The organism is Aestuariimicrobium sp. p3-SID1156 (genome assembly GCF_025144225.1).
GTDB lineage: Bacteria > Actinomycetota > Actinomycetes > Propionibacteriales > Propionibacteriaceae > Aestuariimicrobium.
In genome coordinates, this window is sequence record NZ_JALXXB010000004.1 from 79,030 (window position 1) to 102,410 (window position 23,381).

Here is a 23,381-nt window from a genome sequence, read left to right on the forward strand (position 1 = left end):
GCTGCCGGTGGTGATCGCCCTGACCGTCTGCCTCCTGCTGGCCGTGGTGCTCAGCCTGGCCCTGGGTTCGCGTCCGATCAGCGTGCCCGAGCTGCTGCAAGCGCTGCAGGGTGAGGGCGATCCGATCGTCCGCGACGTCCTGGCCAGTCGCGTCCCCCGCACGGTCGTGGGCCTGTTCGTGGGTACCTTCCTGGGGGTCGGTGGCCTGTTGATGCAATCGCTGACGCGCAACCCCCTCGCCGACCCGGGGCTGTTGGGCGTCAATGCCGGTGCTGCGGCCGCTGTCGTCGCAACCGCCGCGGTCCTCACTCCCGGGGCTGCGATTCTGGCTGCGATGCCGGGAGCCATGCTCACGATGGCTCTGGTGACAGCCCTGTCATGGGGACGCCGCGGGCTGGTGCCGGTGCGAGTAGTGCTCGCGGGTGCTGCCGTGACGGCAGCACTCACCGCCATGATCCAGGGAATCACCCTGTCCGACCCCCGTGCCTTTGAGACCTATCGGCTCTGGGCAGTCGGATCGCTCTCGGGCGCTCGGCTGGATCCTGCCAGCGCAGCCGTGGGGCTGGTGGCGCTGCTGGGTGCCCTTTCCCTGGCGCGGCGGCTCAACGCCCTGGCGCTCGGAGATGACACTGCTGCAGCCCTGGGCCAGAAGCCCTCGTCCAGCCGTCTGATGGGGCTGTTGTCGGCGGCCCTGATGTCGGCCGCCGCGACCACGATGATCGGCCCCGTTGCGTTCCTGGGGTTGGCCGCGCCGCACATTGCGCGGGCCCTGACAGGGGCTGACCACCGCTGGCAGCTGGCTGCAGTGGCCCTGCTCGGCCCCTCCCTGCTGCTGCTGGCTGATGTGTCAGGCAGGGTTCTGGTCCGTCCCGAAGAGCTGCCCGTGGGCGTGGTGGTCGCTTTCGCCGGCGCCCCCGCCCTACTCGGCCTGGTGCGGATGGGCAGGCTGCGATGACCCGCCGCGTGGTGGTCTGCCTCGGGCTGGCCCTGGTCCTCACCGGCCTGGTGGTGGCGACCCTGACCATGGGACGGCTCGGCCTGGACCTCTCCGACCTGCCGAAGATTGTCACCCGGGACCTGAGGGGCCGCGACCGCCTCGTCTTCCACAGCCTGCGTGGCCCCCGAGTCGTGGTGGCCGTCCTGGTCGGTGCGGCCTTCGGCCTGGCGGGGTCCCTGTCCCAGACCGCGACCGGCAATGCCCTGGGTAGCCCCGACATCATCGGTGTGACGGCAGGCGCCGGGGCAGGCGCTGCCCTGGCAGCCCTGCAGTGGCCCACCCTGCCGCTGGGCGTCGGGGCGCTGGCCGGAGCACTGGTCGCGATGGCCGTGGTCTGGTCCTCTACCGGGACCGGCTTCCGCCAGGCGATCCCGATGGTGTTGGCCGGCATCGGCGTGGCGGCCATGTCAGGCGCCTTCACGCAGTACATCGTGGCGATGAGCCTGCGCGACCACGCCACAGGGCTCGCCGGCTACCTCGCCGGCACCCTCAACTCCCGCTCCTGGTCCCACGCCGTGATCGTCGCCGTGACTCTGGTCGTGGTCGCACCCCTGCTCTGGTTGCTGAACGAGCGCCTCAACCTGCTCGAGGTCGGCGAGGAGCTCTGTGATGCCTTGGGGGGACGCGCCCAGCAGACCCGTTCGCTGGCCCTGGTGCTGGTGGTCATCCTGTCCGCCGCCTGCGTCGCCGCAGCTGGTCCCATTGCCTTCATTGCTCTCACCGCGCCGCACCTGGCTCGCCGACTGGTGGGCTCGGGAGGCACCCAACTGGTGGCGTCCGCACTCGTCGGCGCGGTGCTGTTGGCGACTTCTGATCTGGCGGCCCAGCAGGTCCCCGGCCTGAACGCCCTGCCGGTAGGGGTCATCACAGCCGGCCTGGGCGGCACCTACCTCGCAGCGTTGCTGTACAGCCTGTGGCGAAAGGAATCGGCATGAACCCCCCGGCGTCCCCCGTGCAACCGCGGTTGGCCTGCCGCAACCTGGTGCTGGGTTACGGCAGCAAGACCGTCTGTCGCGAGGTCACGCTGACCTTCCCCGACGGCGCCTTCACGGCGATTCTGGGCCCGAACGGATGCGGCAAGTCCACCCTGTTGAAGGCTCTGGGCGGGTCATTGACCCCGACCAGTGGGCAGATCAGCCTCAACGGGCGCCCCCTGGGGGAGTACTCGGCTCGTGAAGCCGCCCGTTCGGTCTCGCTGCTACCGCAGAACCCCGTCGTGCCTGAGCAGATCACGGTGCGAGAACTGGTGGCACGGGGACGCTACCCCCACCATTCGCTGTTCCGGCGTTCTTCCCCGGGGGATCGTCGCGCGGTGGGTCGCGCCCTGCAGGCCACGTCGACGGAGTCGATCTCCAACACCGTCGTCAGCGAGCTGTCCGGTGGCCAGCGCCAGCGGGTCTGGCTCGCGCTGGCGCTGGCCCAGGACACCGACGTCATCCTGCTGGACGAGCCGACGACCTTCCTCGACATCGCCCACCAGTACGACATGCTCGAGCTGTTCGCCCAGCTCCGTGACGAGGGACGCACGCTGATCGCCGTGATGCACGACCTCGGCCAGGCCGCCCGCTACGCCGACCACCTCGTCATGATGCGCGATGGACACGTGCGTGCTGTGGGGGCGCCAGCCGACGTGCTCACCGAGGAGTCCGTCTCGGACACCTTCGGGCTGAAGGCGCGAATCCTGTTCGATCCGGTCACCGGGACACCGCTCGTCGTGAGGTGAGCGGGGCTAGGTCGTCCTTGAAGAGCGGTGCCCTGGGGATCAGCGGGCGTGAAGGACGCAGCGGGTCGACCATGGCCTGAACTCCAGCCGCGCCTCACCGATGGGTTGGTGGCAGACGTCGCATAGGCCGTAGGTGCCGGCGTCCAGCTTCTCCAGAGCGTGCTCGACCTCGAGGAGCGTGGTGTGGATCGCCTGGGCGGCGGAGGCGTCCTCCATCTGCTGGATCGCCTGGATGGTGCCCTCGCCGATGCGCTTGCCAAAGCCAATGGTCGCGCCGCCCTCCGCGGGACGCGTGAGGTCGGCGAGCTGGGCACGCAGGGCGTCCGCCTTGGCGTGGAGTTCGGGGCGAGGGTCGGGCGTGGGCATCACACCATCCTATCCGCGGCCAGCACACCCGGGGAGGAGCGGGCGAGGTCCATGGATCGTCCCTGCGACGCACTGGTGACGTTGTGGCCAACGTGGCCGCGCATGAGACAATGGCGCGTCAGGCCGCGCACCCGCGGCCCTCCGCCCTCCCGCTCCTCTGGAAAGACTGCATGCCCGCCACGACGCCAGCCGTTCCGCAGCCCGGATCGACCCCGCCGGAGATCATCCGGAACTTCTGCATCATTGCCCACATCGACCACGGCAAGTCCACCCTGGCCGACCGCATGCTTCAGCTCACCGGGGTCGTTGATGAGCGCGCTGCCCGCGCCCAGTACCTGGACCGCATGGACATCGAGCGCGAGCGCGGCATCACCATCAAGTCCCAGGCCGTCCGCATGCCCTGGGAGGTCGAGGGCACCACCCACATCCTCAACATGATCGACACCCCCGGGCACGTCGACTTCACCTACGAGGTCTCCCGCTCCCTGGCCGCCTGCGAGGGCGCGATCCTGTTGGTGGACGCAGCCCAGGGCATCGAGGCCCAGACCCTCGCCAACCTCTACCTCGCGCTCGAGGCAGACCTGCACATCATCCCGGTGCTCAACAAGATCGACCTGCCCAGCGCCAACCCCGACAAGTTCGCTGCCGAGCTGGCGGGCATCATCGGCTGTGACCCCTCCGAGGTCCTGCGCGTCTCGGCCAAGACCGGCGTCGGTGTCACCGAACTGCTCAACGAGATCGTGGGGCAGATCCCTGCCCCGGTCGGTGACAAGGACGCGCCCGCCCGCGCGATGATCTTCGACTCCGTCTACGACACCTACCGCGGCGTGGTCACCTACGTGCGTGTGGTCGACGGCGAGCTCTCCCACCGTGAGCGCATCCTGATGATGTCCACCAAGGCCACCCACGAGGTGCTGGAGGTCGGCGTCATCTCACCCGAGCCCATCAAGTCCGGCGCCATTGGCGTGGGGGAGGTGGGCTATGTGATCACCGGTGTGAAGGACGTCCGGCAGTCCCGGGTCGGTGACACCGTCACCACCGCGACGCGCCCAGCGGAGAAGGACCTGGGTGGTTACAAGAACCCGGTCCCGATGGTCTTCGCCGGCCTCTACCCGATCGACGGCGACGACTTCGGCGAACTGCGCGAGGCCCTCGAAAAGCTGCAGCTCAACGACGCCGCCCTCACCTACGAACCCGAAACCTCCGCGGCCCTGGGCTTCGGCTTCCGTGTCGGCTTCCTGGGCCTGCTGCACATGGAGATCACCCGCGAACGCCTGGAACAGGAGTTCAACCTGGACCTGATCTCCACCGCGCCCAACGTGGTCTACCGCGTCGTCATGGAGGACGGCACCGAGCACGTCGTCACCAACCCCTCGGAGTACCCCGATGGCAAGATCAACGAGGTGCACGAGCCGATGGTCAAGGCCACCATCCTCGCGCCCAGTGAGTACATCGGCACCATCCTGGAGCTCTGCCAGAACCGCCGTGGCATCCAGCAGGGCCTTGACTACCTGTCCGAGGACCGCGTCGAGATCCGCTACCTGCTGCCGCTGGCCGAGATCGTCTTCGACTTCTTCGATGCCCTCAAGTCCCGCACCAAGGGCTACGCCTCCCTCGACTACGACGAGGCCGGTGAGGAGGCCGCTGACCTGGTGAAGGTCGACATCCTCCTGCACGGCGACCCGGTGGACGCCTTCAGCTCGATCGTCCACAAGGACAAGGCCTACGCCTACGGTGTCGCGATGGCCGGCAAGCTCAAGGAGCTCATCCCGCGGCAACAGTTCGAGGTGCCGATCCAGGCTGCGATCGGCTCACGCGTCATCGCCCGCGAGACCATTCGCGCCATGCGCAAGGACGTCCTCGCCAAGTGCTACGGCGGCGACATCAGCCGCAAGCGCAAGCTGCTGGAGAAGCAGAAGGAGGGCAAGAAGCGCATGAAGATGGTCGGACGCGTGGAAGTCCCCCAGGAGGCGTTCGTTGCGGCGCTGCAGACCGGCGAGGGCGGCAAGGACAAGGAAGGCAAGGGCGGCAAGTAGCCGCCGGGGGGACGCCATGGGGCTGGCACGACGCACACTTCTCGGCGCAGCGGGCGCCGGCCTGGTCCTGAGCGGGTGCACCAAGAACTCGGACGCCCCGAGCCCCTCCGCGTCCAGTTCGGCGCCGAAGCTCGACAAGCTGCCCGATGGGTTCGAGACCACGCCCAGTTGGTCAACCGCTGAGTTCGGCTGGATGGGCGGACCGGTCGTCCAGACCCATGGCCGACTCTGGTTCATCGCCACCCAGAAGGTCTACGTCGACGGCGCGACCCCTGCACCCGGTGGGGACTGGCCGTGTTGGATCGTGGGCGTTGACCTCGCCAACCCCGGCAAGCCGATCGTCTCCGAGAAGTTGCCCCACTCCGAGGGCACCTCTCGCGATCTGGTCACCATCGACCAGTCCAAGAACCTGTACGCCTGGCAGCATGACGCCGAGGAGTTCATGGTCGTGCAGCTCTCAGCGTCCGGGGTCAAGGAGGTCTGGCGAGGCAAGCCACCCCGGGAGGGATTCATCCTGCAAGCGGGCAACAACCCGATCGCGATGTCCATGCACCCAGACCAGGGCGCCACGCTGGTTGGCTCCTCCTGGAAACAGGTCACCGGACACGGGCAGCTGATCGGTGCCAATGCCGCGGCTGGGCAGACGGCCTGGCTGGGGCGTGACTCCTCGCTGTGGATTGACCGCAAGAAGGTCGCCGCGCTGTCCCTGGGGGATGAAATCGGTCCACTGTGGGCGACCTGCCCGGCAGGCATCTACGTGATGGATGCGGCCGTGCTCAAGGAGTACTTCCACACATGGAAGGGCCAGGTGCGTCCGGTGACGCGCAGCAAGGACCTCGCCCCCGCAGCAGCCATGACCTGGGGCAACACGGCTTTCTCTCCTTCGGGCCGCTTCGTGTACGGCACCGGGGGAGCTTTGGACCAGGAAACGCTGACCATCCACAGCACCCTGCAGCGTGACGGCGCGGTCGGCAGTGCAGATGCCGTGGTCTGGGTCGACGAGTCCGACTCGAAGTCAGCGGTATTGCACCGAATGGACCATGACAGTGGCCTGATGAGGCTGGAGAAGCTCACTGCTGGTCAGCCCGAGCGCCTCGCGACAGCTGAGGGGATCCGGCCCTTCCTCGGCGCCACGACCGACAAGGGCGGTAGGACGCTGGGCCTGTTTGGCGGCTCCGTGCTCGCCGGTGCAGCGTGGGACGCGGGGATCGGCGTGCCCCTGGCCATCTGCCAGCGTCCGGCCTGACACACCGCCAGCTGCTAGGAACGCGCAGCTGAGGTGAAAGGGTGCGGGGCGGGCTGCTCAGGAATCGACGTCGCAGACCTCGGACCAGTCTGATTCCACCAGCCGGCGCTCATCCTGGGGACGCCGACCCCCCAACAACACGCGCGACAACTCCTCGGAGTCGTCCAGCATCTGGTCCGTTGCCTGCGCCAGGTGCTCATCGCCCACCTCGACGCCCGCGATGGTCGCCAGCAGCACGGCGCGACGCACCAGTTCCTTCGCCAGCGAAGCGGTGGTGTCCTCCAGGCGGGCGGCCGTCTGCTCAATCACCGACTCGCTGAACGCTTCGTCGGGGGAGTACAGGTGCAGTAGCGCCATGCGTCCCTGCAGGTCGGGCAGAGGGATTTCTGCGGCCAGGTCCACGCGCCCCGGACGTTGGGTCAGCGCGTGCTCCATTTCCTCCACGCGGTTGGTGGTCAGCAGGAAGGTCACATCGGCGTCACCATCGAGGCCGTCCATGGCGTCCATCACCTCGAACAGCAGCGGCTGCGGCCCGACGGCGAAATCCCGGTCACCAGCGACCAGGTCGACATCCTCGAGGACGACGATGGCGGGCTGCATGGTGCGGGCGATCTGCGCGGCGAGGCCGACGAACTGCATCGTCACCCCGCTGAGCAGCACCACAGTGTGGTCTGTTGCCCTGCTGATCAAATGCCGCAGGGTGTGCGTCTTGCCGGTCCCGGGAGGTCCGTAGAGCAGGATGCCGCGCTTGAGGTGCTGCCCGCGAGCGCGCAGTTCATCCGCGTGCTCGGCGATGCCCAGGACGTGCTGGGTGATGCGGTCCAGCGTTCCGGCAGGCAGGATGACGTCCTCGGCGGCAACGTCGGGCCGGGCCAGGAAGGTGACACCTCGAGCATTGGGCTCATAGCCGGTCTGCTTGAGGGAGATCACCTGTCCCCTCAGCACGCTGTGCTGGGTGGCGAGGTCCCGGACCTCCGCCAGCAGGCGTCCCGAGACGGCCTGGTCGGGGCACATCACCTCCAGCGTGGCGGTGTCCTGACCACGCCGCGGGTTGGCCTCTCGTTGGAGCACCGCCACGGGCTGGTCCTCGTAGCGGAAGAGGCGAACACCGAAACCGAGGCACTGGCGTTCGGTGGTGGCCGAGTCGGGGAGCACGGTGAGGTCCGGCTGGCTCACCGGGATCTTCGCGCTCCATTCGTTCTGGATCAAGTCTGACATCGCCGAGTGGTAGCGCATGTCACCACCGCCGATGCCGATCATGGCGTTGTCGGGATCACGATCAGCCACCAGCTGCACAGCGATGTCGAAGTCCACGAAGCGGTGCCCGGGGACGTCCTCGGTGAGGACGCCGATCTGGTCTGCGCGCAGGCCAAGATGTGCACTCAGCCGATCGATCAGGAGCTCGCGGCCGGTGTTCGGGGAGTGCTTCTGCACGATGGTGAGCAACTCGCTGAGCTGGTCCAGAACGTTGGTGGTGGCCTCAGTCATGGGCCAACGCTAGCGTGCGCTGCTCTTCTTCGCGGTGGCGCTGATGACGATGCTGGCCCGGAGCATGTTCGCGGAGCTCTACCGGCTCCTACCTGTTCTCTCCGGTCGTCGGCCTGGTGGCACGGTGCGCTACCTCCGCATCGGGCTGGCGCTCAGGACGATCCGCCCACGCCGTTCCTAGCGGATGCCCGAGGTCTCCACGCCCTGGACCAGCCAGCGCTGCAGCACCAGGAAGACGACCACCACCGGCACGATCGCCACCAGGCCGCCGGCGAACAGCTCGGGGTAGCGGACCCCCTGGGAGGTCATGTACTGGCTGAGCGCCAGCTGCACGGTGGTGGTCTCGCTGCGGGTCACCAGCAGCGGCCAGAGGAAGGCGTTCCAGGCGCCGATGAAGGTGATCGTCCCCACGGCGGCGACGATGCCCAGGGTGTTGGGGACTACGATCCGCCAGAAGGCGGTGAACGGGTTGGCCCCGTCGATCAACGCTGCTTCCTCCAATTCGGAGGGGAAGGTGGCGAAGGTCGCCCGGAACATGAAGGTGGCGAAGGCGGAGAACATCACCGGGATGATGAGGCCCCGGTAGCTGTCGATCCAGCCGAACTGGGCCGTCATCACGAACATCGGCACGAACACCACCGCCATCGGCACCATCAGCGTGAACACCGTCAGGGCCGAGAACAGCTTGCCGACCCAGTTGTCCAGCCGAGCCAGCGCGTAGCCGGCGAGCAGCGAGAGCACGATCGTCGCCACGGTCTGGACCACCGAGATCACCGCGGAGTTCACCAGCGCGTTGACCAGGTTGAGCTGCTTGTCCTCGAACATGCTGGGGATGACGCCGAAGTCCCATTCCTTGGGAATCCACTGCCATCTGGCCGCCACGATCGTCTGGTTCGTGCTGAACGCGTTGCGGACGATGACGTAGAACGGGATCAGGAACAGGATCGCCAGGATGACCAGCGCCACGTAGCGAAGGACCTGCAAGGCACGCGAACTGCGTCCACCCACCATGGGGATCAGCCCCTTTCCTTGCGCTCGGAGCGCCCCAACAGCCAGTTCTGGCCCAGGCCGAAGAGCACGATGATGGTGGTGATGATCACGGTCGCCGCGCCGCCGAGGCCGAGGTCCTGCTGGGTGCCGCCCAGACTGATCAGGTACATGTGGACCAACGGCGGGCGGGCGTAGGGCGGGTAGCTGCCGATGGAGCCGAACAGGTTGTAGAACTCATCGAAGGCTTGGAACGCGCCGATGAGCAGCAGCATCATCACCGCAACGGTGGAGGTGCGCAGCTGGGGCAGCGTGATGTAGCGCAGCGTGCGCCATCCCGTGGCGCCATCGAGTGCGGCGGCCTCGTAGGTGTCCTGGGGGATGCGGTTCAGGCCAGCGATCAGCAGGATCATGTAGAAGCCCACCTGCAGCCACAGCCGCAGGCTGATCACCACCGGCCAGTACCACCAGGTGGTGCCGCCGAGCCAGTTGATGTTCTCCCCGCCGAGCTGCCGCAGGATCGAGTTCGCCATGCCGAAGCGGGCGCCGTTGAACAGGCTCAATCGCCAGACCATCGCGGCGATCACGTAGGAGACTGCTGTCGGCAGGAAGAAGACCGATCGGAAGAAGGCCTGCCCCCACTTCGCCCCCTGCAGCAGGAGCGCCAGCCCCAGCGAACACACGTAGGTCAGAGGGACGATCAAGAGAGCGAAGACGACGAAGACGCCCAGCGAGTTGCGGAACATCTGGTCGTTGAGCAGGTAGCGGTAGTTGTCCAGGCCAACGAATCGCGTCGGCTGGATCGTGTTGCGGGCGTCGAAGAACGACAGGTACGTCGACCACACCATCGGGATGTAGACGAAGGTGACCAGCCCGACCAGGAAGGGCAGGAAGAAGCCGATGTACCAGAGGTTGCGGCCCTGGTGACCGCGGAAAACCCGCCACCACGAAGCTTTCGGGGTGGCGGGCTCCGCCGACGGGGTGGCTGGACTCATCAGCCCTTGACGCGCTTGAGCTCGGCAGCGGCCAGGGTCTCGACCTTCTTGAACTCCTGGGCGGGATCGGCATTCTTCTTGATCACGTTGGTGACCGCGGCGCCGAAGGCGTCGCCCAGCGGGCCGGTCCACATGATGTCGTTGGTGAACCCGTTCTCGCTGACGAACTTGGCAGCGTCGGCACCGGGGCCCTCCTTCAGCTTGGAGGCCTTCTGCACCAGGGCGGTCTTGGAGGGGATGTGGGTCCCGAACGCGTCAGCGAACTCGACCTGCTTGTCCTCCTGGTCGATCCACAGCCACGAGACGAACTTCTTGGCTGCTTCGACGTTCTTGCCCTTGGCGTTCACGCAGGCACCGAAGGCGCCGAAGGGCACGGCCACGCGTCCCTTCGCGCCGATCGCCGGGAACGGCAGGACGCCGAAGTCGTCGCCCAGCGCCTTCTGGATGTCGGGCATCGACCACAGTCCGCCCCACTGCATCGCGGTTTCGCCATTGGCGATGGGGGAGCCGTCGTACCACTCCTTGGAAGCCGACTGCAACAGGCCCTTGGTCTTGGAGAAGTCGCGGTAGGCCGTCAGCGCGTCGTAGAACTGCTGCTGGGTGAAGGTGGCCTTGGTGCGGGCCTCGTCGAACTGGTCCAGCCCGGACGCCCAGATGAACAGGGTGCCCAGCACGCCGACGCCACCGTCGTTGCCCGCGAAGAAGCCGCCCATGTCACCGGTCGCGACCTTGTTCGCGGCAGCGGTCAGCTCGGCGAAGGTCTTGGGAGGCTGCACGCCCGCCTTCTCCAGCACCGACTTGCGGTAGTAGAGCAGCTGCATGTCCACGACCTGGGGGATCGAGTGGTACTTGCCGTTGAACTGGAAACGCTTCATCACGGCCGGGTTGAACTGGCTCTCGACCGGCTTGACGATGTCGGTCAGGTCAGCGATCTGGCCCTGCTGGATCATGTCCAGGGTGCCGCCCTGCTCGACCTCGAAGACGTCAGGGGCATCCTTGGTCAGGAGCGCGGAGCCGAGCTTCTTGCCGTAGTCACCCGGGTTCCAGGTCACCTTGACCGAGGCGTCGGCGTAGTCGGCGGCGTACTTCTGCACGGCCTCCTTGACGCCGGGCTCGCCGTATTCGTGGTACCACTGGTTGAGCACGGGCTTGGCGCCCCCGCTGCTGCCGGTGGACCCGGTCGTGGCTGAGGTGGAACCACCGAGGTCACCCTTGTTCGAGCCGCAGGCGGCAAGGGTTGCGGTGGCGGCGAGACCGCTGGCGGCGGTCAGGAGATGACGACGGTTCAGGTTCATGATCCCGATCATAGGAGACAGGCTGTCGCCAACAGCGCACTGGACCCGCTGTCGATATCAATTCGCGATCTGACTTCGCTGTGGGCGGAACCGCATTCCTGTGCCCCCACGGGGCGTGGGTACGATCCTTGCCCATGGGATCCCAGCTGCCCGACGGCGAACCGATGCCCGCCAACGGCCTGCTCCCCGAGGGACGCCTGCCGCGAGCAGGGGTCGAGTTCTCCGCGTACCTGCACGTCCCCTTCTGCACGACCCGCTGCGGCTACTGCGACTTCAACACCTACACCGCCAACGAGCTGGGCGGGATGGGCATGGACACCTGGGTCGAGGCGATGCACCGGGAGATCGACCTGGCCGCGCGGGTGCTCGCCGATGGTCCCGCCCGACCGCTGGCCACGGTTTTCGTCGGTGGGGGGACGCCCAGCCTGGTGCCCGCGAACGATCTGGTCGGGCTGCTGACCCACCTCGAGTCGGCCTTCGGCCTCGAGGGTGATGCCGAGGTGACGACCGAAGCGAACCCGGAATCGGTCAGCCCCGAGTGGCTCCAAGGGCTTCGAGCAGGTGGCTTCAACCGCGTCAGCCTGGGTATGCAGTCCGCCCGCCCGCACGTCCTGCACTTGCTTGAGCGACGCCACACCCCCGGACGTGCCCTCGAGGTCGTCGGCTGGGCCCGCGCGGCAGGGTTCGACGACGTCAGCCTCGACCTGATCATGGGGACGCCGGGGGAGTCCGCCGACGATTTCCGTGCCTCACTGGAGGCGGCGCTGTCGGCCGACCCTGACCACATCTCCGCCTACTCCCTGATCGTGGAGGAGGGGACGCGCTTCGCGGCCAAGGTCAAGCGCGGCGAGATCCCGATGCCCTCCGATGATGACCACGCCGACAAGTACCTCCTGGCCGACGATGTGCTGACCGGAGCCGGGTTCGAGAACTACGAGGTGAGCAACTGGGCGCGTCCCCGAGAGGGGCAGCCGCACCGCAGCCGGCACAACCTGGCCTATTGGCGTGGGCAGGACTGGTGGGGGTTCGGGCCCGGAGCCCACTCGCACGTGGACGGGGTGCGCTGGTGGAATGTGAAGCACCCGCGTCCCTATGCCGCTGCGCTCGGCGATGCTCGTTCGCCGGGGGCTGGTCGGGAGCTGCTCACCTCCGAACAACGGCGTGAGGAGCGAGTGCTGCTGGAGTTGCGGATCGCCGACGGTCTTCCTGTCGAGGTCCTGCTCCCGGAGGAGCGGGGTCGCCTGGACCGCTGGATCGCGTCGGGGCATGCGGTGCTGCGGGATGGCCGGGTCCGGCTCACGCTCGACGGACGCCTGCTCGCAGACGGGATCGTGCTCGACCTGCTGGCGGGGTGAACCCGCCCTCAGTTCGCGTTGGGACCGCCCCGATATCGTCGATCCCACCTGTGCGACTGGCTTCCGAACATGCTCCACGGCTACGGCGTTGCGCTCGAGGAGGTCGTCCCTGGCGATGACCCGGCCGCAGCCTTCGCCCAGCACTCCGCCAACGTCCAGAAGCTCCTGGAGGACGAGGACCGCTTGGCCGCGCTCATCGGGCGTGACCCGCAGTGGACGTCGGCCGGCTGAGGAGCCAGTAGTTCTACACCCTCGCGATGTGCTGCCGCAGCGGCAGCACATCGTGAGGGTCTGCGGCGTAGGGTCGATGCATGAGCGCAGTGGATAGTGACCAGGTCATCGGCAGCGTCCCCCGGGGGCAGTTCATCGGCGGGCAATGGGTGGTCAGTGACGCCACCTTTGCGGTCGAGGATCCGGCGACGGGCAGGCCACTCACCGAGGTCTGCGACGCCACCCCCGAGGACGCGGCAGCCGCGCTCGACGCCGCTTGCCACGCAGCCGACAGCTGGGCGTCCACGGAGCCGCGCGAGCGTGCCGAGGTGCTGCGGCGCGCCTTCGAGTTGGTCATCGAGCGCGCCGACACCTTCGCGGCGTTGATGACCCTCGAGATGGGCAAGCCCCTGGCGGAGTCCCGCGGCGAAGTCACCTACGGTGCGGAGTTCCTGCGCTGGTTCAGCGAGGAGGCCTGCCGAGTGGAGGGGCGCTGGAGTGTCGCGCCCTCGGGCGGCACCCGCATCCTCACCATGAAGCAGCCGGTCGGGCCCGTCTACGCGATCACCCCGTGGAACTTCCCGCTCGCCATGGGCACCCGCAAGATCGCGCCGGCGCTCGCTGCAGGGTGCACGGTTGTGATCAAGCCCGCCTCGGCTACGCCGCTGACGATGCTCTACTTCATGCAGGTGCTCCAGGACGCCGGGCTCCCCGACGGGGTGGTGAACTGCGTGGTCAGCTCGAAGTCCAGCGACGTCTCCACACCGATCCTGAAGGATCCACGCCTGCGGAAGATCACCTTCACCGGCTCCACCGAGGTGGGCCGTTCGTTGCTGGAGCAGGCGGCACCCCACATCCTGCGCACGTCGATGGAGCTCGGCGGCAACGCCCCCTTCCTGGTGCTGCAGGACGCCGACGTGGAGGCTGCGGTCGCCGGTGCCATGCCCGCCAAGTTCCGCAACAACGGGGAGGCCTGCACCGCCGCCAACCGCTTCTACGTCCACCGCGACGTGGTCGAGGAATTCCAGACCACGCTGGTCGAGGCCACCGAGAAGCTCATCGTCGGCCCCGGCATCGAGCCCGACACGACGCTTGGCCCGCTGGTCGACCAGAAGACCCTCGACAAGGTCGACGAACTCGTCCAGGACGCCGTCGCCAAGGGCGCCAAGGTTCTCACCGGCGCCGCTCGCCTCGACAGGGACGGGTACTTCTATGCCCCCACCGTCCTCGCCGATGTCCCCGACAACGCCCGACTGCTGAAGGAGGAGATCTTCGGACCCGTCGCCCCCATCGTGGTCGTCGACTCCGATGAGGAGGCCATCCAGAAGGCCAACGACACCGAGTTCGGGTTGATGGCCTATGTCTACTCCCGCGAGCTTGGACGTGGCATCCGCGCGGTCGAAGCCCTCGAATCCGGAATGGTCGGGCTCAACACCGGCGTGGTCTCCAACCCCGCAGCGCCCTTCGGCGGGGTCAAGCAGTCCGGTCTGGGCCGTGAGGGCAGCCACGAGGGCATCGAGGAATACCTCGAGACGAAGTACGTCGGCATCACCCTCTGACCGGCAAGGAGGCGATGGCGGCGGGGCGTCCACCTCGGGGCGCGCGAGTGGGGGTAGCCTCGACGACCGTGGATCGATACTCCGGTGACGTGCTCAGGCAGGGTTGGCGCAAGGAGGGCCGTCCCCAGTCCAGGGATGTCCCGATGGAGAAGGGCCTGGTCGTCGAGGAACCCACCAGCGGCTTCGTGGGCGCGGTGATCGGCTGGGAGAACGGCATCGTCCTGCTGGAGGATCGCAAGGGCACGAAGCGCGGCTTCCCGATCGGCCCCGGATTCTGGGTGGAGGGCAAGCCCGTGACCCTCCGGGTGCCGCTGCGCCAGGGCAGCGCCAAGCCCAGCTACACGGCCTCCGGTTCGAGGGCCGATGTGGCACCGACACGCCCCAAGGTCGCCCTGCCCAGCCGCATCTACGTCGAAGGACGCCACGATGCCGAACTGGTGGAGAAGGTGTGGGGTGATGACCTGCGCCACGTCGGGGTGGTCGTGGAGTACATGGGCGGCATCGACGAGCTGCCGGCGATCGTGGCCGAGTTCGACCCTGCCCCGGGACGCCGGCTGGGCGTCCTGGTGGACCATCTCGTGCTCGGGTCCAAGGAGTCCCGCATCGCCAAGCAGGTCGCTGATGCCGGCTACCGTGACGTGGTGATGGTGACCGGGCATGACTACATCGACATCTGGAATGCCATCAAGCCTGCGACTGTGGGGCTGAAGAAGTGGCCTGAGATCCCGCGTGACGTCGACTTCAAGAAGGGGACGCTGGCCGCCCTGAAGCAACCCCACGAAACCCAGACCGATGTGGCGAACTTTTGGAAGGCCCTCCTGGGGCGGGTGACCAGCTACCGTGATCTTGATGGGCATCTGGTGACCGAGGTCGAGAAGCTGATCGACTTCGTCACCGCGGACCACATCCACGAGGACTGAGGAGCGGGCATGGACACCGAGGCGGTACTGGAACTCATCCAGGAGGTGGCAGCAGAGGTCATCAACCCCCGGTTCCGTGCCCTGGCCGAGCAGGACATCGTCGAGAAGCGGCCCGGGGACCTGGTCACCATCGCCGACCAGGAATCCGAGGCGATCCTCACCCGCGAGCTCGCCGCCGCGCACCCGGACGCCGTGGTGATCGGCGAGGAGGCCGTCTTCGCCACCCCAGCCCTGCTGGAAGGCATCGAACAGCACGACCATGTCTTCCTGGTCGACCCGGTTGATGGGACGCGGAACTTTGCGCGGGGCAGCGTTGACCATGCCGTGATGGTCTCCGAGCTGCGCAGGGGAGAGACCACGCGCGGTTGGATCTGGCAGCCCCAGCACCACCGGGCCTATGTCGCCGAGCGCGGCGCCGGCGCCACCAGGAACGGGCAGCTGATCCCACGGCGCGACCCCGGGGAGATCGTCGATGCGCCAGACGGCCGCACCTCCCGGAGCAGGTGGTGGGGGATGGAGGACCCCTTCCTCGGCACGGTCAGCCGCAGCGCCTGGTGCTGCGGGGTCGACTACCCAAACGTGGTTGACGGCATCGCCGACTACCTCGTGTATGTGAACGTCAAGCCCTGGGACCACGCTCCCGGCTCGCTCCTGCTGGCCGAGATCGGGGGAGCGGTGCTGACCCGTACCGGTGAGCCCTACACCGCTGGCTACTCCGGGCCGGGTCTGTTCTGTGCTTCCACCCAGGCACTGGCCGAGCGCGTCCGCACCCAGTGGCCCACCATCGGCTGATGTCGGGCGCACCCGTCCTGCCGCCGCTGCACGCGATCGCCGACGAGCTCTACTCGCTCGACCCCAGTGAGTTCACCGGCCGCCGCGACGCGTGGGTGAAGCAGGCGAGAACCCTCAAACGCAAGGAAGAAGCTGCCCAGATCCAGGCGCTGCGGCGTCCGACGGTGGCTGCCAGCTACCTCAACCGCGCAATCCGCAAACCCTTGCCGGCACTGGAGGAATTCCTCGACCTCGGCGAACCCATGCGCGAGGCGCAAGCCGCGCTGAGCGTGGGCGAACTGGCCGAGTTCGGCCAGCAGCGACGTGCCCTCGAGGAGGCCGTGGTCCGCGAGCTGTCCGCCATGCTGGCGGAGGAAGGCGTGACTGCGAGCCCGGCCAGTCTGGACGAAGTCCGCTCAACGTTGACCGCTGCCCTCGCTGACCCGGACGCCGAACAGGCTGTGCGCTCCGGGACCCTGGCACGCGCCCTCAGCTATGCCGGGTTCGGACCGGTCGACCTCGACCGCGCACTGGCCGCCGACCCGGCCTCGATCGCCCCAGTGAAGGGGAAGCGTGACCGTTCGCACTTGTCGGTGGTGCCCGACCTGCCGCCCGAAGCCGAGCCGGATCCCGAAGAGGAACGCCGCCGGGGGGAGGAGAAGCGCCGAGCTGAACGAGAGCGAGCCGAGCGACTGCTGGCCAACCTCGAACGTTCACAGGAGCGAGCCGAGCAGCGCCACGCCAAGGCAGTCTCGGCACAGGAACGCGCCGCCGAAGCCCGCGACCGAGCACAGTCGGTGGTCGACGAAGCGCTCGCGGCGCTCAAGGCCGCCGATGACAAGCTGACGGAGACGACCGAGGCCGCCGACCTGGCCGCCGCGGAACTCTCGGACGCCGCTGGCGAGGTGGAACAGCAGCGCCAATTGCTGGCTGACTGGGAGTAGCCCGCGAGTGTAACGAAATGTACATTTCAGACATTCAGGCGTACAGTGTGTGCATGACCGAACTGACTGTCACTGATGCTCGTGCCCGTCTCGCGGATGTTGTGGACGAGGCGCGCGTGCATCACCGCCCCGTCTATCTGACTCGTCGTGGTCAGCGCGTGGCGGCGGTCATCGACGCCAATGACCTGGATCGCTTGATCGAGGCTGCCGAGGACCTCGCCGACATTGAGGCAGCGAGCGCGGCGCGCGCCGAGATCGAAACCAGCGGGACCATCCCCTGGGAGCAGGTCAAGCGTGACCTGGGTCTCGCGTGAATTCTCAGATTGGGGTCAGCCCGCAGGCCGCGCGGCAGTTGCGGAAGCTGGACCCCGCGGCTCGCCGCCGGGTCCAGGCAGCAGTAGAGCTGCTGGCTGACGACCCCCGGCCACCGGGGGCCAAGAAGCTGGTCGGCGGTGACGGGGAGTGGCGAGTCCGGACGGGGGACTATCGCATCGTGTACGAGATCCGCGACCAGGTTCTCGTCGTGCTCGTCCTGGCGTGGGGCACCGTCGAGAGGTCTACAGGTCGCGCTGACCAAGCGGCGCTGACCTGATCTCCTGCTCGAACTCGTCAGCGAGGTGAGTCGGCAACCAGAAGATGACGGTGTCCTCGTGCCACACGATCACGTGGTCATCCGGGCAGACGTCGATCTGCATGTCCATCGCCAGGTTTGGATCAGCCCAGTCACCGTCGAGGTCGAACTCCGCTTCTCTGTGCCATCCGCCCACCCGGTAGCGGAAAATGCCGGTGCCGGCGTCGTTGTCCAGCTCGCAGAAGACATCACTGACCTGGTCCCACGTGCCGGCTGCTCGTGCCAGTTCCTCCAGCCGCGTCGGGTAGGAGTCGTCATCCTCGACGAACTCCGCGTCCCAGTCAAAGACCTTGTCGAACAGGTATCCGTCGAAGTCCTCCAGCTGGAGCAGCTGGGGGAGTGGGTCCTGGACGAAGCTCTCCCAGCCGTACCCGTACTGCGACACGTCCTGGGGAACGGGAGTGCGTCGCGGCGTAAAGCGGTAGTACGCCGCGCGCTCCAGAGTGCGGGCGAACAGCTCCGGGTCGGGCTCGGTCGCAGGCTCGGTTGCAGCGGGCTGGGCGTTCTCGCGCCCGAAGAGGCGTTGCAGGAACCCCGTGGTCACATCCGTCCCAGCAGGGGCAGCTGGGTGCGCGGGGTCATCCCGTGCGCGGCCAGCTCCGCGTAGACCTTGGGCAGGGCTGCCTTGACGGTCTCGGTCGAGAAGGGCCATTCCCATTCGGACGCGGAGGGGCGCGGGTTGCCGTTCTCGTCCAGTGGATTGTCGATGGCCTTCAGAGCAGCATCGAGCTTGACGCCGCGACGCACCAGTTGTTCGCCAGCGCCGTAGAGCATCGAGATGTTGGCGCGCTGCTCGAAGACGTCCATGCGCGTGGCGACAGGCCCGTGCCCGGGGACGTACCGGTGCTCGTCGGTGGCTCCGCCGAGGATGCCGTCCAGGGCCATCGGCCAGGTCTCGATGCTCGAGGTCTCGTCGAACTGGGGGTCGCCGGAGGTTTCGAGCAGGTCGCCGGTGAACCACACCTTGCGGCTCGGGATCGACACCAGCAGGTCGCCCTGGGTATGCGCGGGCCCGAAATGCAGCAGTTCGACCCGCAGGTCACCCAGGTCCAGCGCTCGCACGAGGGAGAGTGGATTCGACGGGGCGACCAGTTCGTCGGCGTCCACGTTCAGCTTTGCGCGAAGCTCGGCCATTGCCTCGCCGCGGGCGTCCTCGACGCTGGATTCGACGCTCTCGTGGGCGTGGGAGGTGACACCCTCGAAACCTGCCAGGCCCCAGAGGTGGTCCCAGTGGGCGTGGGTGATGACCACGTGGTCAACGCCGCGCCCGAGGAGATCGCGTACCGACGCGGCGATCTGGCGTCCCTGCTCCGGGCTGGAGCCGGTGTCGATGAGCAACACCTGGTCGCTGCCGGCGACCAGGCCGATGTTGACACCTGCCGGGTCACAGGCCATGACCCACACGTTGTCGGTGACAGGAGTCCAGGTTCCCAGGGAGAATTGCACAACCCCAAGCCTGCCATGAAGTGCGAGTACACTGGCACTCGTTTGTCGTGAGTGCCAAGAGGCTGCGGATTCAACGAACGGAGGGGACATGGACGATCGCAAGCTGGACGTCCTGCGCGCCATCGTCTCCGACTACGTGTCGAGCCGCGAGCCCGTCGGCTCGAAGGCCCTCGTGGAGCGACACCAGCTGGGTGTCTCGCCGGCCACCATCCGCAACGACATGGCCGTGCTGGAGGAGGAGGGCTACATCACCCAGCCGCACACCAGCGCCGGCCGCATCCCCACTGACAAGGGATATCGTCTCTTCGTCGACCGGCTGGGCGAGGTCAAACCGCTCTCCGCAGCCGAGAAACGCGCCATCCAGGCCTTCATGGCTGGCGCGATCGACGTCGAGGACATCGTGACCCGCACCGTGCGGCTGCTGGCCCAGCTGACCCAGCAGGTGGCGATCGTGCAGTACCCCACCAGTTCGGCTGCAGTCGTCAAGCACGTCGAGCTGGTCAGCCTCAATGTCGATCGGGCGCTGGTGGTGCTGATCACCAGTTCGGGACGCGTGGAGCAGCGCGTCATCGAGCTCCCCGCCCACACCGAGGAGCAGCTGGCCCAGGTGCGCCAGCGCGTGAACGCGGCGATCGTGGACCACGCCCCCTCGAGCGCGGCCGAACGGCTCCAGCACGCTGTTGACGACGTCACCCCCGACCAGCGTGGCCCGGTCGCGACGGTGGTGGCGACGCTGCTGGAGATCCTGGCCACCGACCCCGGCAACCGGATCGTGGTCGCGGGAGTGCCGAACCTGACCCGCTACGGCATGAACTTCGAGCTCTCCATCCAGCCCGTGGTGGAGGCACTCGAGGAACAGGTCGTGCTGCTGCGCCTGCTGGGCGAGAGCGCGGTGGACGACGTCACCGTGCGCATCGGCCAGGAGAACCCCTACGAACCGCTGCGCGCCACCTCCCTGGTGACCAGCACCTACGGCGACCCCGGCGACACCTGGGCCCATCTGGGCGTCGTCGGCCCCACCCGCATGGACTACCCGTCGACCATCGCCTCCGTGCGTGCTGTGGCACGATACGTCGGCCGTTTCCTCTCGGAAGGATGAGCACACTCTGATGAGTCGTGACTACTACGAGGTGCTGGGCGTCGCCCGTGACGCCAGCGCTGAGCAGATCAAGAAGGCCTACCGCAAGATGGCCATGAAGTACCACCCCGACGTGTCGCCGGGCGAGGACTCCGCGGAGAAGTTCAAGGAGGTCCAGGAGGCCTACGAGGTCCTCCACGACGACAACAAGCGGGCCATCTACGACCGGGGCGGCGACCCCACCGGTCGTGGCGGCGGTGACCCCTTCGCCGGGTTCGGCGGCTTCGGCAGCGCTGGCGGCTTCGACTTCACCAACCTCGTGGACGCCATGTTCGGCGCCCAGACCCAGCGCGGCCCGCGCTCTCGGACGCGACGCGGCCAGGATGCCCTGGTGCGGCAACCGCTGACCCTCGCCGAGGCGGCGTTCGGCGTCACCAAGCCCCTGACCGTCGACACCGCCGTGCTCTGCCCCAAGTGTTCGGGCACCGGCGCGGAGGAGGGCTCCGAGCCGGTCACCTGCCAGACCTGTCATGGACGCGGAGACATCACCCAGGTGCAACGCTCCTTCCTGGGTGACATTCGTACCTCCCAGCCCTGCCCGACCTGCCGCGGTTACGGCACGGTCATCCCGCATCCCTGTGGGGAGTGCTCGGGCGAGGGTCGGGTGCGCCACAAGCGCAACATCTCGGTGAAGATCCCTGCCGGTGTGAACACCGGCAACCGCATCCACCTGGAGTCACAGGGCGAGGTCGGGCCGGGCGGTGGTCCTGCCGGCGACCTGTACGTCGAGCTGGTCGTGGCACCGCACGAGGTCTTCACCCGCGAGGGCGACGACCTGGAGATGGTGCTCACCATCCCGATGACTGCTGCCGCCCTGGGCACGTCGATCGACGTGAAGACCCTGGAGGCCGAGCGCGAGGACTCCGAGCCTGCTGACCGGAGCGTCCGCGTGGAGGTGCCAGCTGGGACCCAGTCGGGGACCCGCGTGGCGCTGTCCGGCCGGGGCGTCCCCAGGCTTCGTGGCGGTGGACGCGGCGACCTGGGCATCACCTTCATCGTCCAGACGCCCACCAAGCTCGACGATCGGCAGCGTGAGCTGCTGCGCCAGCTCGCCGAGTCTCGCCACGAGACCTCGGTGGAGGCCAACGTCGGCACCAATAAGCACAACAAGGGCATGTTCGACCGCTTGAAGGAAGCCTTCAGCTGATGACCGATGCCCTCTACCTCGGCGACCCCGAGCGGGTCCGCACTGCCGCTGTCGGTGGGGTGTTCCTGCTCGAGGGCGACGAGGCCCGCCATGCCGCGACCGTGAAGCGGACCCGACCGGGGGAGACCATCCTGGTCTCCGACGGGGCGGGGGCGGGCGTGCGGGTGGAGGTCACCGAGGTCGTCGGCTCCCGGGTCTCCGGGACGGTGCTGGAGGTGCTGGGTGCCCAGGGCTCGTCGAGGTACCAGTGGCATGTGGTGCAGGGCCTGGCCAAGGGCGATCGCAGCGAGCTCTCGCTGGAACTGATGACTGAGGTGGGCGTCGACGAGGTGGCGGCCTGGCAGTCGCGTCGCTCGATCGTGAAGTGGGATGCCAAGGCGGACAAGGCGCTGGCCAAGTGGCGGTCGACGGCGCGGGAGGCAGCCAAGCAGTCGCGCCGACTGAGCGTGCCGCGCGTGCACCCGGCGGTGTTGACGCCCAGGACCGTCCTCGACTACCTGCGCGGGGTGGGCGGGCTGGTGCTGGTGGCCCATGAGGAGGCCGAGCAGTCGATCGCGTCGGTCGAGCTACCCTCCGAGGGCCCGGTCACGGTGCTCGTCGGTCCTGAGGGCGGGATCTCGCCGGAGGAGATCACCGAACTGCGCGAACTGGGCGCCGTGCCGGTACTGATCAGCGACGGTGTCCTGCGGGCGTCCACGGCTGGGGCGGTGGCGCTGGTGCAACTGAAGCTGTTGGCAGGGCAGGCGGCCAGCCGGTGAGTGAGGAGTTCGGCTTCGCTCCCGGCGCCGTCCTGGACAACGGGCTCGGTCGAACCGGGACCATTCGGACGCCGCATGGGGAGATCCAGACCCCGGCCTTCGTGGTCGTGGGCACCAAGGCGACGGTGAAGGCCGTCCTCCCCGATGATGTCGCGGCGTTGGGGGCGCAGGCGGTGCTGGCCAATGCCTACCACCTCTACCTGCAGCCGGGCTCCGACCTGGTCGATGAGGCCGGTGGTCTGGGACGCTTCATGAACTGGTCGGGCCCCACCTTCACCGACTCGGGCGGTTTTCAGGTCATGAGCCTGGGCGCCGGGTTCAAGAAGGTCCTGGCGATGGAGACCGAGCGGGTCACTGATGACCAGGTCATCGCCGAGGGCAAGGAACGCCTGGCTCATGTCGATGACGATGGCGTGACCTTCAAGTCGCACCTTGACGGAACCAGGCACCGGTTCACTCCCGAGGTGTCGATGCGGGTCCAGCACGAGTTGGGCGCCGACATCATGTTCGCCTTCGACGAGCTGACCACGCTGATGAACACCCGCGCCTACCAGGAGGAGTCCCTGGAGCGGACGCGGCTGTGGGCCGAGCGCTGTCTGGCCGCGCACCGGACGCTGACCGAGGAGCGAGTGGGGAAGCCCTACCAGGCGCTCTTCGGCGTCCTGCAGGGTGCCCAATACGAGGACCTGCGCCGCAAGGCCGCCCGGGACCTGGGGTCGATGGAGGTCAACGGGCAGACATTCGACGGCTTCGGCATCGGTGGTGCGCTGGAGAAGGAGAACCTCGGCACCATTGTCGGCTGGGTTGCTGAGGAACTACCCTTCGACAAGCCACGACACCTGCTCGGGATCTCCGAGCCGGACGACCTCTTCGCGGCGTGCGCGGCCGGCGCGGACACCTTCGACTGCGTCAACCCCTCCCGCGTGGCCCGCAATGCGGCTATCTATGCCGCGGACGGTCGCTACAACGTGAACACCGCGGCCAACCGGCGGGCCTTCGTGCCGCTGGAGGAGGGCTGCGACTGCTACACCTGCACCCACTACACGCGGGCCTACCTGCACCACCTGTTCAAGGCCAAGGAAATGCTGGCCTCCACGCTGGCGACGATCCACAACGAGCGGTTCACCGTGCGCTTGGTGGACCGGACCCGCGAGTCGATGCAGTCCGGTGACTTCGACGCCTACCGCGAGGAGTTCCTGGGTCGGTTCTACGCCTCGCGGGGCTGATTCGGCTTCCTCGTCGCCCGAATCCTCGTCGACGTCGAGATCGATACGGATCCCGAGCAGTCTGCCCTCGGAGTACCCCAAAAATCTTCGCGCTGGCCCTTGAATGAGTCTGTCCCCACGATAGAATTGGTACAGGTGTTCGA

At 67.6% G+C, this 23,381-nt stretch carries 24 protein-coding genes; 17 read left to right on the top strand and 7 right to left on the bottom strand.

Going from position 1 to position 23,381, the window contains the following annotated elements; translation table 11 throughout:
* Window positions 1-10: 10 nt before the first annotated feature.
* From M3G03_RS06740 to M3G03_RS06750, 3 genes are read left to right on the top strand one after another with little or no spacing between them, the layout of a single operon-like run.
* Complete coding sequence (locus M3G03_RS06740; protein ID WP_259808922.1) at window positions 11-955, top strand: iron ABC transporter permease; 945 nt, start codon at window positions 11-13, stop codon at window positions 953-955.
* Window positions 952-1,932: an iron chelate uptake ABC transporter family permease subunit gene (locus tag M3G03_RS06745; RefSeq protein WP_259808923.1), complete on the top strand. Its 981-nt coding sequence runs from the start codon at window positions 952-954 to the stop codon at window positions 1,930-1,932. Before M3G03_RS06740 ends, M3G03_RS06745 begins: the two co-directional genes overlap by 4 nt.
* Window positions 1,929-2,720 (top strand): ABC transporter ATP-binding protein, encoded by a 792-nt coding sequence (locus M3G03_RS06750; protein ID WP_259808924.1) that lies wholly within the window; start codon window positions 1,929-1,931, stop codon window positions 2,718-2,720. The genes M3G03_RS06745 and M3G03_RS06750 overlap by 4 nt, the downstream gene beginning before the upstream one ends.
* Window positions 2,721-2,759: 39 nt before the next feature.
* On the opposite strand, the gene M3G03_RS06755 is transcribed toward M3G03_RS06750, so the two are convergent.
* Window positions 2,760-3,086 carry a TraR/DksA C4-type zinc finger protein gene (locus M3G03_RS06755; protein WP_259808925.1) on the bottom strand — a complete coding sequence of 109 codons (327 nt, stop codon included), beginning with the start codon at window positions 3,084-3,086 and terminating at the stop codon, window positions 2,760-2,762.
* 170 nt (window positions 3,087-3,256) lie between these two features.
* Between M3G03_RS06755 and lepA the strand changes: the two genes are divergently transcribed.
* Both lepA and M3G03_RS06765 read left to right on the top strand, forming a co-directional pair.
* The gene (gene lepA, locus M3G03_RS06760; RefSeq protein ID WP_259808926.1) at window positions 3,257-5,122 is read left to right on the top strand and encodes a translation elongation factor 4; all 1,866 of its coding nucleotides are present in this window, start codon (window positions 3,257-3,259) and stop codon (window positions 5,120-5,122) included.
* A gap of 16 nt (window positions 5,123-5,138) precedes the next feature.
* Window positions 5,139-6,368 (top strand): hypothetical protein, encoded by a 1,230-nt coding sequence (locus M3G03_RS06765; protein ID WP_259808927.1) that lies wholly within the window; start codon window positions 5,139-5,141, stop codon window positions 6,366-6,368.
* Between the two features lie 57 nt (window positions 6,369-6,425).
* On the opposite strand, the gene M3G03_RS06770 is transcribed toward M3G03_RS06765, so the two are convergent.
* From M3G03_RS06770 to M3G03_RS06785, 4 genes are all read right to left on the bottom strand, one after another.
* The gene (locus M3G03_RS06770) at window positions 6,426-7,856 is read right to left on the bottom strand and encodes an ATP-binding protein (protein ID WP_259808928.1); all 1,431 of its coding nucleotides are present in this window, start codon (window positions 7,854-7,856) and stop codon (window positions 6,426-6,428) included.
* Between the two features lie 177 nt (window positions 7,857-8,033).
* Window positions 8,034-8,840 (bottom strand): carbohydrate ABC transporter permease, encoded by an 807-nt coding sequence (locus tag M3G03_RS06775; RefSeq protein WP_396121910.1) that lies wholly within the window; start codon window positions 8,838-8,840, stop codon window positions 8,034-8,036.
* Between the two features lie 32 nt (window positions 8,841-8,872).
* On the bottom strand, window positions 8,873-9,838 hold the full coding sequence (locus tag M3G03_RS06780; RefSeq protein WP_259808930.1) for a carbohydrate ABC transporter permease: 966 nt from the start codon (window positions 9,836-9,838) through the stop codon (window positions 8,873-8,875).
* Window positions 9,838-11,133 carry an ABC transporter substrate-binding protein gene (locus M3G03_RS06785; protein ID WP_259808931.1) on the bottom strand — a complete coding sequence of 432 codons (1,296 nt, stop codon included), beginning with the start codon at window positions 11,131-11,133 and terminating at the stop codon, window positions 9,838-9,840. Before M3G03_RS06785 ends, M3G03_RS06780 begins: the two co-directional genes overlap by 1 nt.
* A 134-nt stretch (window positions 11,134-11,267) precedes the next feature.
* On the opposite strand from M3G03_RS06785, the gene hemW reads away from it, so the two are divergent.
* From hemW to M3G03_RS06825, 8 genes are all read left to right on the top strand, one after another.
* Entirely contained in the window at window positions 11,268-12,488 is a 1,221-nt protein-coding gene (hemW, locus tag M3G03_RS06790; protein ID WP_396121911.1) for a radical SAM family heme chaperone HemW, read from the top strand.
* Window positions 12,489-12,557: 69 nt separating this feature from the next.
* A complete protein-coding gene (locus tag M3G03_RS06795; protein WP_259808932.1) occupies window positions 12,558-12,719 on the top strand; it encodes a hypothetical protein in 162 nt (53 codons plus the stop codon).
* Window positions 12,720-12,799: 80 nt separating this feature from the next.
* A complete protein-coding gene (locus tag M3G03_RS06800; protein ID WP_259808933.1) occupies window positions 12,800-14,257 on the top strand; it encodes an NAD-dependent succinate-semialdehyde dehydrogenase in 1,458 nt (485 codons plus the stop codon).
* 14 nt (window positions 14,258-14,271) lie between these two features.
* Window positions 14,272-15,177, top strand: coding sequence for a DUF3097 domain-containing protein (locus M3G03_RS06805; protein ID WP_259808934.1), 906 nt, complete (start codon window positions 14,272-14,274; stop codon window positions 15,175-15,177).
* A 9-nt stretch (window positions 15,178-15,186) separates the two neighbouring features.
* Window positions 15,187-15,969 carry an inositol monophosphatase gene (locus M3G03_RS06810; protein ID WP_259808935.1) on the top strand — a complete coding sequence of 261 codons (783 nt, stop codon included), beginning with the start codon at window positions 15,187-15,189 and terminating at the stop codon, window positions 15,967-15,969.
* Complete coding sequence (locus M3G03_RS06815) at window positions 15,969-16,892, top strand: hypothetical protein (protein ID WP_259808936.1); 924 nt, start codon at window positions 15,969-15,971, stop codon at window positions 16,890-16,892. The genes M3G03_RS06810 and M3G03_RS06815 overlap by 1 nt, the downstream gene beginning before the upstream one ends.
* Before the next feature lie 53 nt (window positions 16,893-16,945).
* A complete protein-coding gene (locus M3G03_RS06820; RefSeq protein ID WP_259808937.1) occupies window positions 16,946-17,206 on the top strand; it encodes a type II toxin-antitoxin system Phd/YefM family antitoxin in 261 nt (86 codons plus the stop codon).
* Window positions 17,203-17,484 (top strand): type II toxin-antitoxin system RelE/ParE family toxin, encoded by a 282-nt coding sequence (locus tag M3G03_RS06825; RefSeq protein ID WP_259808938.1) that lies wholly within the window; start codon window positions 17,203-17,205, stop codon window positions 17,482-17,484. Before M3G03_RS06820 ends, M3G03_RS06825 begins: the two co-directional genes overlap by 4 nt.
* On the opposite strand, the gene M3G03_RS06830 is transcribed toward M3G03_RS06825, so the two are convergent.
* Window positions 17,450-18,067 carry a hypothetical protein gene (locus M3G03_RS06830; RefSeq protein ID WP_259808939.1) on the bottom strand — a complete coding sequence of 206 codons (618 nt, stop codon included), beginning with the start codon at window positions 18,065-18,067 and terminating at the stop codon, window positions 17,450-17,452. The two genes, M3G03_RS06825 and M3G03_RS06830, sit on opposite strands and share 35 nt — an antisense overlap.
* Entirely contained in the window at window positions 18,064-18,969 is a 906-nt protein-coding gene (locus tag M3G03_RS06835) for an MBL fold metallo-hydrolase (protein ID WP_259808940.1), read from the bottom strand. The genes M3G03_RS06830 and M3G03_RS06835 overlap by 4 nt, the downstream gene beginning before the upstream one ends.
* An 88-nt stretch (window positions 18,970-19,057) precedes the next feature.
* On the opposite strand from M3G03_RS06835, the gene hrcA reads away from it, so the two are divergent.
* Genes hrcA through tgt form a run of 4 tightly spaced genes read left to right on the top strand, consistent with a single transcriptional unit; the run spans window position 19,058 to window position 23,238 of the window.
* A complete protein-coding gene (gene hrcA / locus M3G03_RS06840) occupies window positions 19,058-20,068 on the top strand; it encodes a heat-inducible transcriptional repressor HrcA (protein ID WP_259808941.1) in 1,011 nt (336 codons plus the stop codon).
* 10 nt (window positions 20,069-20,078) lie between these two features.
* A complete protein-coding gene (gene dnaJ, locus M3G03_RS06845; RefSeq protein ID WP_259808942.1) occupies window positions 20,079-21,254 on the top strand; it encodes a molecular chaperone DnaJ in 1,176 nt (391 codons plus the stop codon).
* Window positions 21,254-22,012, top strand: coding sequence for a 16S rRNA (uracil(1498)-N(3))-methyltransferase (locus M3G03_RS06850; RefSeq protein WP_259808943.1), 759 nt, complete (start codon window positions 21,254-21,256; stop codon window positions 22,010-22,012). The genes dnaJ and M3G03_RS06850 overlap by 1 nt, the downstream gene beginning before the upstream one ends.
* Complete coding sequence (tgt, locus tag M3G03_RS06855; RefSeq protein ID WP_259808944.1) at window positions 22,009-23,238, top strand: tRNA guanosine(34) transglycosylase Tgt; 1,230 nt, start codon at window positions 22,009-22,011, stop codon at window positions 23,236-23,238. Before M3G03_RS06850 ends, tgt begins: the two co-directional genes overlap by 4 nt.
* Window positions 23,239-23,381: the final 143 nt, after the last annotated feature.

Coding starts and splice junctions, on each gene's coding strand:
- lepA (WP_259808926.1), top strand. CDS start 3,257: ATGCCCGCCACGACGCCAGCCGTTCCGCAGCCCGGATCGACCCCGCCG.
- M3G03_RS06820 (WP_259808937.1), top strand. CDS start 16,946: ATGACCGAACTGACTGTCACTGATGCTCGTGCCCGTCTCGCGGATGTT.
- M3G03_RS06850 (WP_259808943.1), top strand. CDS start 21,254: ATGACCGATGCCCTCTACCTCGGCGACCCCGAGCGGGTCCGCACTGCC.
- dnaJ (WP_259808942.1), top strand. CDS start 20,079: ATGAGTCGTGACTACTACGAGGTGCTGGGCGTCGCCCGTGACGCCAGC.
- M3G03_RS06800 (WP_259808933.1), top strand. CDS start 12,800: ATGAGCGCAGTGGATAGTGACCAGGTCATCGGCAGCGTCCCCCGGGGG.
- M3G03_RS06815 (WP_259808936.1), top strand. CDS start 15,969: ATGTCGGGCGCACCCGTCCTGCCGCCGCTGCACGCGATCGCCGACGAG.
- M3G03_RS06795 (WP_259808932.1), top strand. CDS start 12,558: ATGCTCCACGGCTACGGCGTTGCGCTCGAGGAGGTCGTCCCTGGCGAT.
- M3G03_RS06770 (WP_259808928.1), bottom strand. CDS start 7,856: ATGACTGAGGCCACCACCAACGTTCTGGACCAGCTCAGCGAGTTGCTC.
- M3G03_RS06745 (WP_259808923.1), top strand. CDS start 952: ATGACCCGCCGCGTGGTGGTCTGCCTCGGGCTGGCCCTGGTCCTCACC.
- hrcA (WP_259808941.1), top strand. CDS start 19,058: ATGGACGATCGCAAGCTGGACGTCCTGCGCGCCATCGTCTCCGACTAC.
- M3G03_RS06755 (WP_259808925.1), bottom strand. CDS start 3,086: ATGCCCACGCCCGACCCTCGCCCCGAACTCCACGCCAAGGCGGACGCC.
- M3G03_RS06785 (WP_259808931.1), bottom strand. CDS start 11,133: ATGAACCTGAACCGTCGTCATCTCCTGACCGCCGCCAGCGGTCTCGCC.
- M3G03_RS06805 (WP_259808934.1), top strand. CDS start 14,272: ATGGCGGCGGGGCGTCCACCTCGGGGCGCGCGAGTGGGGGTAGCCTCG.
- M3G03_RS06750 (WP_259808924.1), top strand. CDS start 1,929: ATGAACCCCCCGGCGTCCCCCGTGCAACCGCGGTTGGCCTGCCGCAAC.
- hemW (WP_396121911.1), top strand. CDS start 11,268: ATGGGATCCCAGCTGCCCGACGGCGAACCGATGCCCGCCAACGGCCTG.
- M3G03_RS06810 (WP_259808935.1), top strand. CDS start 15,187: ATGGACACCGAGGCGGTACTGGAACTCATCCAGGAGGTGGCAGCAGAG.
- M3G03_RS06780 (WP_259808930.1), bottom strand. CDS start 9,838: ATGAGTCCAGCCACCCCGTCGGCGGAGCCCGCCACCCCGAAAGCTTCG.
- M3G03_RS06765 (WP_259808927.1), top strand. CDS start 5,139: ATGGGGCTGGCACGACGCACACTTCTCGGCGCAGCGGGCGCCGGCCTG.